This is a genomic window from Acinetobacter sp. GN11 (genome assembly GCF_054823985.1).
The window spans coordinates 38,066-52,647 of sequence record NZ_JRVL01000039.1; the positions used below are offsets into that span (position 1 = coordinate 38,066).

Below are 14,582 nucleotides of genomic sequence, written 5' to 3' on the forward strand. Positions count from 1 at the left end.
AAAGTTTATTCATTTGACCAAGCAAGATTTAGAGAGTTTATCCATGTTGGCAAGTCTGATCGGAGGTATCTTCGGTACAAAAAATGAGCGCGAACTCAAACGCATGCGCAAAATTGTTGAGCAAATCAATGCGCTCGAGCCGACGATATCAGCTTTAAGCGATGCAGACTTATCTGCAAAAACTCCAGAATTCAAACAACGTTATAATAATGGCGAAAGTTTAGATAAATTACTTCCAGAAGCATTTGCAGTTTGTCGTGAAGCAGCCAAGCGTGTAATGGGCATGCGTCACTATGACGTTCAGCTTATTGGTGGTATTACCTTACATGAAGGTAAAATTGCCGAAATGCGTACCGGTGAAGGTAAAACCCTGATGGGTACTTTGGCGTGTTATTTAAACGCATTAAGTGGCGAAGGCGTTCATGTCATTACTGTGAACGATTATTTGGCACAGCGTGATGCTGAGTTGAACCGCCCATTATTTGAATTTTTGGGTTTATCTATTGGTACGATCTATTCAATGCAAGGTCCGTCTGAAAAAGCGGAAGCTTATCTTGCTGATATTACCTATGGTACCAATAACGAATTCGGTTTTGACTACTTACGTGACAACATGGTGTTTTCTTTAGCAGAAAAGAAACAACGTGGTTTGCACTATGCCATTATCGATGAAGTTGACTCAATCTTGATTGATGAAGCACGTACACCATTAATTATTTCTGGTCAAAGTGAAGACTCTTCGCATCTATATTCTGCAATTAATTCGATTCCCCCTAAATTAAAGCCGCAAAAAGAAGAAAAAGTGGCAGATGGTGGGCATTTCTGGATTGATGAAAAGCAGCGTTCAGTTGAAATGACCGAAGTTGGTTATGAAACTGTTGAGCAAGAACTTATTCAGATGGGCTTGTTGGCTGAAGGTGAAAGCCTATATTCAGCAACGAATCTAAGCCTTGTTCATCATGTGTCTGCTGCTATTCGTGCACATTTCTTATTCCAACGTGATGTTCACTATATTATTCATGATGGTGAAGTCGTGATTGTTGACGAACATACTGGTCGTACAATGCCAGGTCGTCGTTGGTCTGAAGGGTTGCATCAAGCAGTTGAAGCGAAAGAAGGTTTAGAAATTCAGCCTGAAAACCAAACACTAGCGACCACAACATTCCAGAACTATTTCCGTCTATATAAAAAGCTTTCAGGTATGACAGGTACTGCTGATACTGAAGCTGCGGAAATGAAAGAAATTTATGGCCTTGATGTTGTGATTATTCCAACTCATCGACCAATGGTACGTAATGACCAAAACGATTTAATTTATTTAAACCGTAACGGTAAATACGACGCGATTATTCAGGAAATTACGAATATTCGTGAGCAAGGTGTAGCACCGATTCTGATTGGTACAGCGACCATTGAAGCCAGTGAAATTTTATCTTCTAAGTTAATGCAAGCTGGTATTCATCACGAAGTGTTGAATGCAAAGCAACATGAGCGTGAAGCTGACATTATTGCTCAAGCGGGTAGCCCGAATGCAGTCACGATTGCAACCAACATGGCTGGTCGTGGTACGGACATTATCTTGGGTGGTAACTGGAAAGCGAAGCTTGCCAAACTTGAAAACCCTACGGCTGAAGATGAAGCACATCTGAAAGCACAATGGGAACAAGACCACGAAGATGTGTTGAAATCAGGTGGTTTGCACATCATTGGTTCTGAACGCCATGAATCACGTCGTATTGATAACCAGTTACGTGGTCGTGCGGGTCGTCAAGGTGACCCGGGTGTTTCTCGTTTCTATTTGTCTCTTGAAGATGACCTTATGCGTATTTTCGCAGGTGATCGCGTAGTCGGAATGATGCGCGCGATGGGTCTACAAGAAAATGAAGCGATTGAACACAAAATGGTGAGTCGTTCAATTGAGAATGCTCAGCGTAAAGTTGAAGCGCGTAACTTTGATATTCGTAAAAACTTATTGAAATACGATGATGTGAATAATGAACAACGTAAGATCATTTATTCACAACGTGATGAAGTGTTAGCTGAAAATACTTTAAAAGAATACGTTGAAGAAATGCATCATGAAGTGATGAAAGGCGTGATTACTAACTTTATTCCACCAGAGTCAATTCATGACCAGTGGGATGTTGAAGGTTTAGAAAACGCTCTACGTATTGATTTGGGTATTGAGCTTCCAATTCAAGAGTGGTTAGACCAAGATCGTCGTCTAGATGAAGAAGGTTTAGTTGAGCGAATCAGTGATGAAGTGATTGAGCGTTATCGTCAGCGCCGCGCTCAAATGGGTGATGAATCAGCAGCAATGCTAGAACGTCACTTCGTTTTAAACTCTCTTGATCGCCATTGGAAAGATCACTTAGCTGCAATGGATTATTTGCGTCAAGGTATCCATTTACGTGGCTATGCGCAAAAGAACCCTGAACAGGAATACAAGAAAGAAGCTTTCAACCTGTTTGTAAATATGCTGAGCATTATTAAAACTGATGTTGTGACTGATTTGTCTCGTGTACACATTCCAACACCAGAAGAACTTGCAGAAATGGAAGCTCAACAGCAGCAGCAAGCTGAATCAATGAAGCTTTCTTTTGAACATGATGACGTAGATGGGTTAACTGGTGAAGTTACACTTTCTCAAGAAAGCATGAACGAGTCTAACGATCAGCAAGCTTTCCCTGTTCCAGAAAGCCGTAATGCACCATGCCCATGTGGGTCTGGACTAAAATATAAGCAATGTCACGGTAAGATCTAATCTGCCTTCACATAAAAAAAGCAGAACAATTGTTCTGCTTTTTTTATGTTTGTAGTAAGCCTGTGAATAATGTTTGCAGTTTTAAGCATTAAATGCTATTTACTTCTCATCCAGAGTGTATGTTGGAAAGACAATGAAAAAAGTATTACAACCTTTATTTTTAACTGTTCTTGCTGTGCCTAGTTTTGTTTTCGCAGCAGAAGCAGCTTCAGCCCCTCAAACGACAACGGTTGATAAAGTACTTGCAGCAAAAGGCCCAACTTCGGCTCAAGCTGTAGTGAAGCAAGAAAATACAACAGTGATTAGTCCGCGTACAGGCATTCGCTATACGTTGGGTAATACAGGTAATCGCCCAATTATTTTACAAACTACTGCGATTGCTCCGGCAAACTCAGCAAATATTAATCGTATTGTGGCAACTAACCCTGCTTTATCTGTAAAGAGTCAAGAAAAAGCGAAAGTTGCACTCATTGGTGAAGCTGCTGTTGCAGGGCCTGCCGCTGTTGCTGCAAGCAATTTAACAGCTCCAGCTGTAACGAATAGCATTGCACCTTCAAATCCAGCCTCAATGAATTAAGTTGTATTTATAAAAAAAGCCGGTCAATCATGAACCGGCTTTTTTATATGAGAATTTCTAATTTTAGATCTGATTATTCACATCATCATTTTTTGTTTCACGAATGAATAAGAAAGCGACGAGTGATAAAAGTGATGCGGCAGTAAGATAATAACCAACTGCATATAAACCATAAGTTTCAGCAAGCTTCGTTGCAATAAGTGGCGCAAATGATGCACCAAAAATGCCAGCCAAGTTAAACGTTAATGCTGAACCAGTATAACGAACTGAGGTTGGGAAAAGTTCAGAAAGAACCGTCCCAATCGGACCATAGGTTAAGCCCATAATGGCTAGGCCTGTACATAAGAACAGGAAGACGATTAACGTATTTCCAGACTCTAACATACTAGAGAAGAATAAGCCGAAAATCGCAGCAGCGATACAGACGCCAATAGAGGTAGTTTTACGACCAAATTTTTCTGCAAAAATAGCCGATAAAGGAATGAATGCAGCAAAGCAAAGTGTGGCAAAGAGCTGAAGTTCTAAGAACTCTCCACGTGCATAGCCAAGCTTCGTGGTTCCCCAGTTTAAGGCAAATACGGTCGTAAGATAGAACACGACAAACGTACAGATTGCTGCAATTGTGCCAAGAATAAGTTTGCCTGTATGTTTAGTTAAGACTTCTTTAAAGGGAATATTTACTTCTTTTTGCTTATCCAAAACTTTTTGGAATGCAGGAGTCTCATGGAGCTTTAAGCGGATATATAAGCCCACAATCACTAATACAGCACTTGCAATGAATGGAATACGCCATCCCCATTGCATGAACGCTTGCTCAGGAATAGTCGCACTCAATAATAAAAATGAACCGGTTGCCAAAATAAAGCCAATTGGAGCGCCGAGTTGCGGGAACATGCCATACCAGGCTCTTTTGCCTTCAGGTGCATTTTCAGTCGCGAGTAAAACGGCACCACTCCATTCGCCCCCTAATCCTAAACCTTGTCCTAAACGGCATAAAGCTAATAGTAAGGGTGCGAAAATCCCGATTTGTGCATAGGTAGGAAGTAAACCAATACATACGGTTGAAACACCCATGGTCAGTAACGCTGCAACTAATGTAGCTTTTCGGCCAATACGGTCTCCTAAATGGCCGAATATTGCTGCACCGATGGGGCGTGCAATAAAGGCAATTGCGAAGGTTGCTAAAGATTGTAAGACTGCGGCACTGCCACTACTAGCAGGGAAAAACAGGTGAGGAAAAATAAGAACGGCAGCAGTTGCATAGATATAAAAGTCGAAGAACTCAATGGTTGTACCGACTAAGCTTGCAAACAAAACCCGCGTTTTTGAATTAGTGGCTACTGCCGGAGCAGCCGCCGCAGAGGTTGAATCCATATAAAACCTTATATCAGTTAAAATTTATTTTTAATTTACTATTCCTTTTAAAGACGTATTTTTCTAAAAGAATAGCGTGAAAGAACATCATCCATGACTCTTTCAGGATCACTGAATAAGAGTGAAAAATGAACTAAACAATGTACCAATAGATAGCAAGAAAATGTGCTCCTGCACCTAAAAGCACAAAAATGTGCCAGATCGCATGGGTATATCTTACCTTTTTTAACGCGTAAAACAATGCTCCAACCGTATAAGCTAATCCGCCAATGATCAAGAAAATCAATGCGTCTTTACTTAAATAAGTGCGCATATCATCCATTACAAACACGGCAAGCCATCCCATTAAAATATAAGCCAGCAAAGAAATTTTTTGAAAACGATGAATAAAAACTAACTTGAAAAGTGTACCAATTGCAGCGATGCCCCAAAGTGCAACCAGCAGAACATGAGCTTTTGTAGTAGGTATAGCGATGCTTAAAAATGGGGTATAAGTTCCAGCAATTAAATAATAAATGGCTGTATGGTCAAGTTTCTTATACCAGTAACGTAGATTCTGTGTTTGGGCAAAGTGATAGAGTGTAGAGCTGGTGAAAACCAGAATGAGACTAAATGAGTATACCCATAAACCAATCCACTGAGCAGTTGAAAGATAAGATCCCTTCATAATTAAAAAGATAGAAGCAACAACTGCCATAACGACACCAGCCCCATGGCTGTAGGCATTAAATAGTTCTTCTTTAGGATCGTAAGTTTCCAGTACAGATTTACTCATAAGTTTAATTTTTTTGATTAAAAATACGAATGTATAGAAATACAAAACAGTCGTAAAGTTATTTTATTTTTAATCCTAGACCCTTTAAACTTCATATCTTATATGAGTCTTCATTTTTAGGTATATCCGTGTCGGTTTTTTCCTTTGAGCAAGAACAGCAATTCTTCCATGAAATTAAGCAAATGCTTGATCAACAAACTTTTGAGCGTTTGATCTTGAGCCAATATAAGGGAGAGTTGGAACAACTGGAAAAAATCACTTTCCGCGTTGTAGAGTTACATGGGCAAAAACAGCTTTCAGCTTTATATCACCATACAACCCAAGATGTGACCAAAAACTATTCATTTGAAGATGGTTTGCAGCAGATTGAGCAGTTAATCATACAGTGTAAGCAAGCGAACTTATTTTCGACTAATCAAGAAATTCAACTTAAAAAAAATAAGAAAAAAGCGCTGTTAAATATGGGTAAAAAGCAGGCTGTAAATGCGACCCAAACTGTTCAGACTCATGATCGTGAAAAGCAACGCTATGTACAGCAGGGCAATGCGTTTTTAAAAGAACTTGGTATTACCGATGAAAAAGGCCAAATCATTCCAAGCATGGCGCGTAAATGGAAACAGATTAATAAATTTATTGAAATCTTTGCGAGCGCTTATGAGCAAATTGATGCATCTCAACAAGAGTTACGCATTGTCGATTTTGGTTCGGGTAAAGGTTATTTAACTTTTGCTTTGTATGATTATTTGCAAGAGCAGCAGAAAACACCGTTGATTACTGGAGTCGAATTGCGCCCGAATCTGGTTGAATTCTGCCAAAAAGTTGCAGATAAAGTGCATTTTAATCATTTAGACTTTTTTGAAGGTGATGTACGTAGTTATCAACCGGAAAAGTTAGACGTTATGATTGCCTTGCATGCTTGTGACATTGCTACCGATTTTGCGATTCATACTGGCATTCGTTTAAATGCTTCAATGATTATGTGTGCCCCATGTTGCCATAAAGAGTTACGCCCACAATTACATAGTCCCGAAGTTTTACAGCCAATGCTGCAATTTGGGATTCATGCTGGTCAGCAAGCTGAAATGTTAACCGATACATTACGTGCATTACTTTTAAAAGCTTATGGCTATGAAACCAAAGTTTTTGAGTTTGTATCGCTTGAACATACCAGTAAAAACAAAATGATTCTGGCGACGAAGCGTAAGGATGTCACTCAGCCTGATGCCAAGATCATGGCTCAAATTCAAGCCTTGAAAGACATGTATGGTATTAAAAAACAAACTCTAGAATTGTTATTACAAGACCAGTTGCCTATCGAGAATATTGGTTGTAAGTGTTAAGCAGGTTAACCCATGTATAAAATTATAGCGGGTGGGTGGGAGCAGCTTGAGAAAGATGCCAAGCTCATCCGTGAGCAAGTTTTTATTCAAGAGCAGGGAATTGCCCCAGAAGATGAATGGGATGATTTGGATGCTAGGGTTTTGCACTTTATTGTGTATGACCGTGAACAACCAATTGCTACAGCGCGATTGTTGCCGCAGCATAGCGTAGGGCGGGTAGCTGTTTTAATGCCTTATCGAAAGCAGGGTGTGGGCAAAATTTTAATGCAGCACATTATTGATTATGCGCGCCAGCAGAACTTACCTTATCTAAAGCTTTCAGCTCAAACTTATGTGACCGCGTTTTATGAAGCATTGGGCTTTGTAGTTCAAGGCGAAGAGTATCTAGATTGTGGTATCCCACATATTGATATGACTTTAGAGTTAAATTGAGACTTCTTTTTAGAAATCTCAATTTGGCATTATTTCATTGCATTCCAGCTTTCAATGGCTTGTAAACCTGTTTCTAAGCCGACTTCATAGCTGTAACGAAGCTTTTTAGGATTAGTGCTTAAACGGCCAGCCATATTTTTAAGAGGTGGTGGGCAAACTTCTAAAATTTGCTGTTCTGGATTTTCACCACGAACAAAATCGACCGAAGCGTTATAACGAGCACAACGGCTACGTAAGCTGTTTGCAAAACCATAATGATGTTTAAACGCGTATTTCGCGAGGAATTGATCTCCTCGACTACTCGCCTTAAAGTAATTTTTCGGGCGTGTGCGTAAAACCAATAGTTTTTTTACGTCACTTTGTTGAGCCGTCCAGCGAACGGGTAGGGCATCTGCAACGCCACCATCAAAATAAGGTTCACCCATGATGTCGACAGGATGACGCGTTAAAACTGGAATTGAGCTAGAAGCACGAAGTGCATTTAGCAAATTATCTTTACCAGCACGAAGATATTCTGCATGACCTGTTTTAGCATGCGTCAATACCATATAAAAATCTGGATTTTTAGCGAAAAGGCTTTGCTGATCAAGAGGATGTTCTTTTTCACCAACTTCCCACATCCATTCTAAATCGAGTAAATCACCGCCTTTAAAAAAGCGTTTGTAATCGATAAATTCAGGACGAAGTGAGTGATCAATATAAAAGGTTAACGTACGACCTTGTTGACCAGCTAAGTAGTTGGCCACATTGGTCGAGCCAGACGATACGCCAACGTATAAATTGAAAGGATTGAACTGTTGTTGTAAAAACGCGTCAAGTACACCACTGGTAAAGGCACCACGCATGCCTCCACCCTCTACAACCAGTGCGTTGCGGGAAAAATCTGTCATTTGAAAAATTTCTGATTACTGAGTTGATTGCTTATGTTCTTGCATATCCATTTCAGGCATGTCGTCACTATGTTGAGCGTGTTGCTCTGTAGAGTGTTCAGCTTTTTGCTGCATTTGCTCTTGTTGTGCTTTGCGCTGTGCACCTGGCATATAGTCAGGTTCATTACTCATCGCTAAATAGAAAAAGCCAAGGAAAATCGCACTTAAAACACCAACGATCAGAACAAATTTCCAGCCTAAAACTGCTGACTCGGAAGAATTTTTATCGGACATAAGGATTTCTCGAATGTGCTGTAGAAGCACAAAAATGAAGTCTATTTATAGCATATTTAGGCGTGAGGCTGAAATCTTAAAGGTCATAAAGAAAAACCCATATAAATAAAATATATTTATATGGGTAAGGTTTATGCAGTTTTTAAATATTCAATACGACTAAATTATTGAATATTTTGTTTCTGCTCAGCTTTGGTTTTTAGCAAAGTTGGAGGTGTAAAGCGTTCACCATATTTGGCAGCTAATTCTTCAGCTCGTTTTTGTGCTTTATCAGTGCCGTATTGATTTAGGAATTGAATTGCTCCACCCGTCCAAGGCGCATAACCAATCCCAAAGATAGAACCGACATTGGCATCAATAACCGACTCCAACACACCTTCTTCATAACAACGTAATGTATCTAGCGCCTGTACAAACAGAATGCGATCAATTATGTCTTGTTCAGAAATATCATGATCTTTTTGCCAACGGTTCAAGCCTTCCCAAAGGTACTTTTTACCATTTTCCGGATAGTCATAGAAACCTGCACCAGCAGCTTTACCTTTACGGTTTAACTCATGAATCATGGTGTGAACCACTTCATCTACAGAAGTTTTAGGTAAATCTTTTCCTTCAGCTTGCAGGGCTTTACGTGCTTCACTAGCAACATGTTCAGTTAAGGTTAAAGACACTTCATCTTGAATGGCGAGTGGGCCAACTGGCATGCCTGCTTTCAGTGCAGCCATTTCAATACGTGCTGGGTGAACGCCCTCTGCAAGCAAGCGCATACCTTCTTGAATGAACGTACCAAATACACGACTCGTAAAGAAACCACGGCTATCATTAACAACTATCGGTGTTTTTCCAATTTGTTGTACAAAGTCATAAGCTTTGGCAAGTGTCTCTGCGGAGGTATTTTTACCTTTAATAATCTCAACCAACTGCATTTTGTCGACAGGGCTAAAGAAATGCAGACCGATAAACGCTTTATCATCCTTACTTGCTTGAGCTAAACCTGTAATTGGCAGGGTTGATGTATTCGATGCCATTACACCATTAGGCGCTAAATATTGTTCAGCTTCTTGAGTGACTTTAGCTTTGAGCTCTTGGTTTTCAAATACCGCTTCAATAATTAAGTCACAGCCTTGAAGATCTTGAGCTGAAGCTGTAGCCGTAATCAGTGATAAAATCTGATCACGTTTTTCTGCGGTCATGCGGCCTTGTGAAACACGTTTATCAAGAAGCTTTTGTGAGTAAGCTTTGCCTTTCTCTGCATTTTCAACAGATACATCTTTAAGTACAACAGGAATGCCTTTAATTGCGGTTGAATAGGCAATACCAGCGCCCATCATGCCAGCACCCAACACACCAACTTTAGTCGCTTGCCATTTTGCAACGTCGGCAGGGCGGCTCGCACCAGATTTAATTGCATTTAGACCATGCCAGAAAGTGCCGATCATATTTTTAGAAATTTGGCCTGTTGTAAGCTGAGTAAAGTAGCGAGACTCGATACGCAGTGCAGTATCGACATCGACTTGAGCTCCTTCAACAGCGGCAGCCATAATCGCTTCAGGGGCAGGGTAACAGCCTTTAGTTTTATCTCTTAACATGGCTGGTGCAATTGCAAGAACTTGTGCAACTGCTGGAGTTTTGGGATCACCACCCGGAATTTTATAACCCTTCACATCAAAAGGTTGCTGAGATTTTGGATTCGCTTTTACCCATGCGATTGCTTTATCTAAAAGCTCTTGTTCATTTTCAGCAGTATCGTGGATTAAGCCTAAAGACTTTGCTTTATCGACACCGAACTGTTTGCCTTCCATTAAGAAAGGAAATGCATTTTGAAGTCCGAGCAGACGTACCATACGTACAATACCACCGCCACCTGGTAGTAAACCTAAAGTAACTTCTGGTAGGCCAAATTTGCTTTTCGGGTCATTGATTGCAATACGGTGATGGCAACTTAATGCGATTTCCCAACCACCGCCAAGTGCAGTGCCATTTAATGCTGCAACAACTGGAATCCCTAGTGTTTCAATTGTACGTAAATGACCTTTTAGCTTTTCAACCATGTTGAAAAAGTCAGTTGCGTGTTCAGGCTGAACTTGGATCAGCTCATCTAAATCACCGCCTGCAAAGAAAGTTTTTTTAGCCGAGCGGAAAATAACACCTGAAAGTTCTGTTTCTGCTTTAAGCTTCTGAGTCGCTTCATCGAGCGAGTCACGAAACTCGGCATTCATGGTGTTTGCAGATTGACCAGTTGAATCAAGTGTTAAAATGACAATATTGTCGGTATTTTTTTCGTATTGAATTGCACTCATCTTTTATTTTCCTAATTTTTATACGCGTTCAATAATGGTGGCAATACCCATCCCACCGCCAACACAGAGCGTCGCTAAACCGCGCTTTTTATCTTGTCGTTCAAGCTCATCAAGTAGTGTGCCTAAAATCATGGCACCTGTTGCTCCTAAAGGATGGCCTAAAGCAATCGCACCGCCATTTACGTTGACTTTTTCAGCAGGTACATTGAGTTCATTAATAAAACGCATAACAACCGCTGCAAATGCTTCATTGACTTCAAATAGGTCAATATCATCAATAGTGAGACCAGCTTTTTCTAAGGCTTTACGTGCAGCGGGAGCAGGGCCAGTCAGCATGATCGTAGGGTCTGTCCCGACGAGTGCAGTCGCCAAAACTTTAGCGCGTGGTTTTAAGTTTTGTTCTTTCACCGCTTTTTCAGAAGCCAATAAAACTACAGCAGCTCCATCGACAATGCCAGATGAGTTACCTGCATGATGAACATGATTGATTTTTTGTGCTTCAGGGTATTTTTGTAAGGCAACAGCATCAAAACCCATTTGTCCCATCATTTCAAAACTTGGGTTGAGTTTAGTCAGTCCTTCAACTGTCGTATTTCCTTTAATAAATTCATCTTTTTCTAAAATCACCACACCAGAATGATCTTTTACTGGAACCACTGATTGATCGAAATAGCCATTTGCCTGAGCTGCTGCGGCTTTTTGCTGAGAGTTTACTGCAAATGTGTCTACATCTTCGCGGCTATAACCATCTAAGGTTGCAATGAGGTCAGCCCCCACACCTTGTGGAACAAATGATGATTTAAGGTTTGTTTCAGGGTCTAACGCCCACGGCCCGCCATCGGAGCCCATTGGAATACGTGACATTGACTCGACGCCACCAGCAACCACTAAATCTTCCCAGCCTGAGCGAACTTTCATTGCTGCCATATTGACTGCTTCTAAACCTGAAGCACAAAAACGATTGATTTGCACTCCAGCAACATCATCATTCCAGCCTGCGGCAATGGCGGCTGTTTTAGCAATATCACCACCTTGATCACCAATAGGAGTTACACAGCCCAGAACAATATCGTCGACTTTAGACGTATCGAGTTGATGACGCTGCTGTAATTCATTTAATAAAGTGGTGAGTAATGTAATAGGTTTTACTTCGTAAAGAGAGCCGTCTTTTTTTCCTTTTCCGCGTGGTGTGCGAATGGCATCAATAATATAAGCCTCGCTCATAACAGTTCCTTTTTTATTGCTTAAAATTTATTTGTGTTTTGAGTGTACTAGTTTTAATAGCGAGTGCAATGACGATAAGCGCACCAGTCAGGTGATGATTTTTGCCAATAGAGATACAAAAAAGCCCAAGTTGAACTTGGGCTAAATGTGAAACTAAAGAGATTTAAGAATTAGTGGTAACCGTGTAGCTGACGGTATAAACCAGGGGTCACACCTGTCCATTTTTTAAATGCGCGGTGGAAAGTACTGGTTTCACTAAAGCCAACTTGTTGTGCAACATCTTCAAGTGTTAATTCAGGATTGAGTAACAAATGAATAGCAGCATCTCGGCGTAGGGCATCTTTCACGCCTTGGTAGCTTTTACCTTCAGCAGCCAAGCGGCGCCGTAAGGTTTGAGGAGACAAGTACAACATTGATGCAACGTCATTAAGCGTTGGCATTTCTTCACCAATCTGGCTTTTGAGTACGTCACGAATACGAGAAGTCAGCGAGTTGGTGTTTTTGAATTTTACTAAAAGCTGAGCAGGAGCTGCTTTTAAGAACTCTTCTAGCGTTTTTTCATCTTGGCGGATTGGCAAATCAAGATAATCGGCTGCAAAGGTAATTTCAGTACGCGGTGCATCAAACTGCATGACCGGTGCAAAAAATAATGCATCATATTCATCTGCATGAGCAGGACGTGGATAGCTAAAATGAACACGCTCTAAAGGTAAACGACGTTCAATCAGCCAAGATGCCAAACCATGCCAAATCATTAACATACTTTCAGTAATGAAATGGTCCGGATCTAATGTTTTTGGAATGAGTGGAACTAAACGTGCTTCATGTTTGTCACGCTCTAGGCTTACAGACCATTCATCACCGAATAATTTGTAAAATTGAGATGAGAGTTCAAGGGCTTGGCCCAAGGTTTTTGCATGAATAATCAACTGACACATAATGGCAAAAGTGCCCAAACGACGTGGCTGTACATCAAAACCAACGTGTTCATCCTGTGTGACCATCCACAACATTTTTATAAAACGAGTGTATTGTTCTGGCGAGATTCGAGCTTTAGGTTGACGTAATAGTTCCGCTTCGATACCCACATGTGAAAGTAACGTCTCGACATCCATGCCAAGGCGTTTTACGCCTGTCAAAGCCGCATTCACGAAGTGGATGCTAATCGTATCGCGACTCATATTGAATCCTTCAGTCTCTTTGATGTTCACTTTAAATTGACCTAAATGACCGTCTAAAAAAATAAATTGGCGATTTACAACAGAGTAAAAGCACTTTTTACATGTTAAATTGCCGAAATGATCAAGGTAAATGGCTGAACATGACATTGTTTTAGAATATTTGCTTAACTAATATAAAAGAAAATATGAATAATAGTGGTTAAAAAAAGATGACGACAGCATTAAATGGACTTAAAGTTCTCGATTTCTCGACACTCTTACCTGGACCTTTTGCCACAATGTATTTAGCCGATATGGGTGCAGAAGTCATCCATATTGAATCTCCATCACGTCCAGATTTAATTCGCATCATGCCGCCTTATGCAAATGGACAAGCAACGGCACATAGTTATTTAAATCGAAATAAACAGTCGATTGTTCTCGATTTAAAAGATCCAGCGAGTATTGAGCTGATTAAAGCTAAGATTTCCGAATTTGATATTGTCATCGAGCAGTTTCGACCTGATGTGATGCGCCGTCTAGGATTAGACTACTCAACGCTTGCAGAAATTAATCCACGTTTAATTTATTGTTCAATTACCGGATATGGACAGACAGGAAGCTATAAAGACAGAGCTGGGCATGACATTAATTATTTAGCTTTAGCTGGTATTGCTGGGTATAGCGGCCGACAAGACAGTGGCCCGCCACCGCTTGGCATTCAAGTTGCAGATATTGCAGGTGGTTCACTTCATGCAGTCATTGCTATTTTAGCCGCAGTGGTTGAGCGCGCGCGTAGCGGCATGGGGCAATATATTGATATTTCCATGACCGATTGCGTGGCAAGCTTAAATAGCATGGCTGCATCAGCCACACTTGCTGCACAGGTCGAGCAGGCTCCAGAACATGGCATGCTCAATGGTGGCATTTTCTATGACTATTATATGACTCAAGATGGTCGTTATCTTTCAATTGGCAGTCTTGAACCACAATTTATGTCAGGGTTATCAATAGCTCTTGATTTGCCACTATTATTACAAAAAGGTGCTTCATTAGATGCCGATGACCGACAAGAGGTTAAACAAGCTATTCAAGAAAAAATAAAGACCAAAACATTTAAAGAGTGGCATGAAATATTCGCAAATCTTGATGTGTGTGTAGAACCTGTTTTAAGCCTAACTGAGTCCTTAAACTCGCCCTTAGCACAACAACGTGGATGGATTGTGGATGTACCTTTGCAAAATAATACAGCAGATACAGAACCACAATTGGCATGTCCAATTAAGTTTTCAAGATCGAAAATGAGATATTCCTTTATAGGTCAAAAGCTTGGTGAAGGGCAGTGGTAAAGAGTAGAGGCCATTTCTTATACAATGTGTATTAAGATTATTATTAGATTAATCAATTGATTAACATTTTGAATAATTTCTTTACATAAAATTAGCGTACCCTTTATAAACAAAGACATAAAAG

General features: G+C 40.5%; 12 protein-coding genes. 5 read left to right on the plus strand and 7 right to left on the minus strand.

Translation table 11 applies throughout. The features are described 5' to 3' along the window. Window positions 1-43 precede the first annotated feature (43 nt). Together secA and NL42_RS05030 are read left to right on the plus strand one after the other, a co-directional pair. The gene (gene secA, locus NL42_RS05025) at window positions 44-2,764 is read left to right on the plus strand and encodes a preprotein translocase subunit SecA (RefSeq protein WP_461311976.1); all 2,721 of its coding nucleotides are present in this window, start codon (window positions 44-46) and stop codon (window positions 2,762-2,764) included. Window positions 2,765-2,897: 133 nt separating this feature from the next. Beyond that, window positions 2,898-3,341, plus strand: coding sequence for a hypothetical protein (locus tag NL42_RS05030; RefSeq protein WP_461311977.1), 444 nt, complete (start codon window positions 2,898-2,900; stop codon window positions 3,339-3,341). A gap of 63 nt (window positions 3,342-3,404) precedes the next feature. Here NL42_RS05030 and NL42_RS05035 read toward each other — a convergent pair whose 3' ends face one another. Together NL42_RS05035 and trhA are read right to left on the minus strand one after the other, a co-directional pair. Then, window positions 3,405-4,715, minus strand: coding sequence for an MFS transporter (locus tag NL42_RS05035; protein WP_461311978.1), 1,311 nt, complete (start codon window positions 4,713-4,715; stop codon window positions 3,405-3,407). 133 nt (window positions 4,716-4,848) lie between these two features. Next, window positions 4,849-5,490 carry a PAQR family membrane homeostasis protein TrhA gene (gene trhA, locus NL42_RS05040; RefSeq protein WP_461311979.1) on the minus strand — a complete coding sequence of 214 codons (642 nt, stop codon included), beginning with the start codon at window positions 5,488-5,490 and terminating at the stop codon, window positions 4,849-4,851. Between the two features lie 128 nt (window positions 5,491-5,618). Here trhA and NL42_RS05045 point away from each other — a divergent pair, with 128 nt between their 5' ends. Beyond that, a complete protein-coding gene (locus tag NL42_RS05045) occupies window positions 5,619-6,830 on the plus strand; it encodes a class I SAM-dependent methyltransferase (protein WP_461311980.1) in 1,212 nt (403 codons plus the stop codon). Window positions 6,831-6,842: 12 nt separating this feature from the next. After that, on the plus strand, window positions 6,843-7,262 hold the full coding sequence (locus NL42_RS05050) for a GNAT family N-acetyltransferase (RefSeq protein ID WP_461311981.1): 420 nt from the start codon (window positions 6,843-6,845) through the stop codon (window positions 7,260-7,262). A gap of 29 nt (window positions 7,263-7,291) precedes the next feature. On the opposite strand, the gene NL42_RS05055 is transcribed toward NL42_RS05050, so the two are convergent. The 5 genes from NL42_RS05055 to NL42_RS05075 all read right to left on the minus strand — a co-directional run bounded on the left by NL42_RS05055 (window position 7,292) and on the right by NL42_RS05075 (window position 13,130). Then, complete coding sequence (locus tag NL42_RS05055; RefSeq protein WP_461311982.1) at window positions 7,292-8,152, minus strand: patatin-like phospholipase family protein; 861 nt, start codon at window positions 8,150-8,152, stop codon at window positions 7,292-7,294. Between the two features lie 15 nt (window positions 8,153-8,167). Beyond that, window positions 8,168-8,425 carry a hypothetical protein gene (locus tag NL42_RS05060; protein WP_016137173.1) on the minus strand — a complete coding sequence of 86 codons (258 nt, stop codon included), beginning with the start codon at window positions 8,423-8,425 and terminating at the stop codon, window positions 8,168-8,170. Window positions 8,426-8,589: 164 nt separating this feature from the next. Next, a complete protein-coding gene (locus NL42_RS05065) occupies window positions 8,590-10,725 on the minus strand; it encodes a 3-hydroxyacyl-CoA dehydrogenase NAD-binding domain-containing protein (RefSeq protein WP_461311983.1) in 2,136 nt (711 codons plus the stop codon). An 18-nt stretch (window positions 10,726-10,743) separates the two neighbouring features. After that, a complete protein-coding gene (locus NL42_RS05070; protein ID WP_461311984.1) occupies window positions 10,744-11,949 on the minus strand; it encodes an acetyl-CoA C-acetyltransferase in 1,206 nt (401 codons plus the stop codon). 170 nt (window positions 11,950-12,119) lie between these two features. After that, the gene (locus NL42_RS05075) at window positions 12,120-13,130 is read right to left on the minus strand and encodes an AraC family transcriptional regulator (protein WP_004638954.1); all 1,011 of its coding nucleotides are present in this window, start codon (window positions 13,128-13,130) and stop codon (window positions 12,120-12,122) included. 209 nt (window positions 13,131-13,339) lie between these two features. On the opposite strand from NL42_RS05075, the gene NL42_RS05080 reads away from it, so the two are divergent. Beyond that, window positions 13,340-14,458 carry a CaiB/BaiF CoA transferase family protein gene (locus tag NL42_RS05080; protein WP_461311985.1) on the plus strand — a complete coding sequence of 373 codons (1,119 nt, stop codon included), beginning with the start codon at window positions 13,340-13,342 and terminating at the stop codon, window positions 14,456-14,458. Window positions 14,459-14,582: the final 124 nt, after the last annotated feature.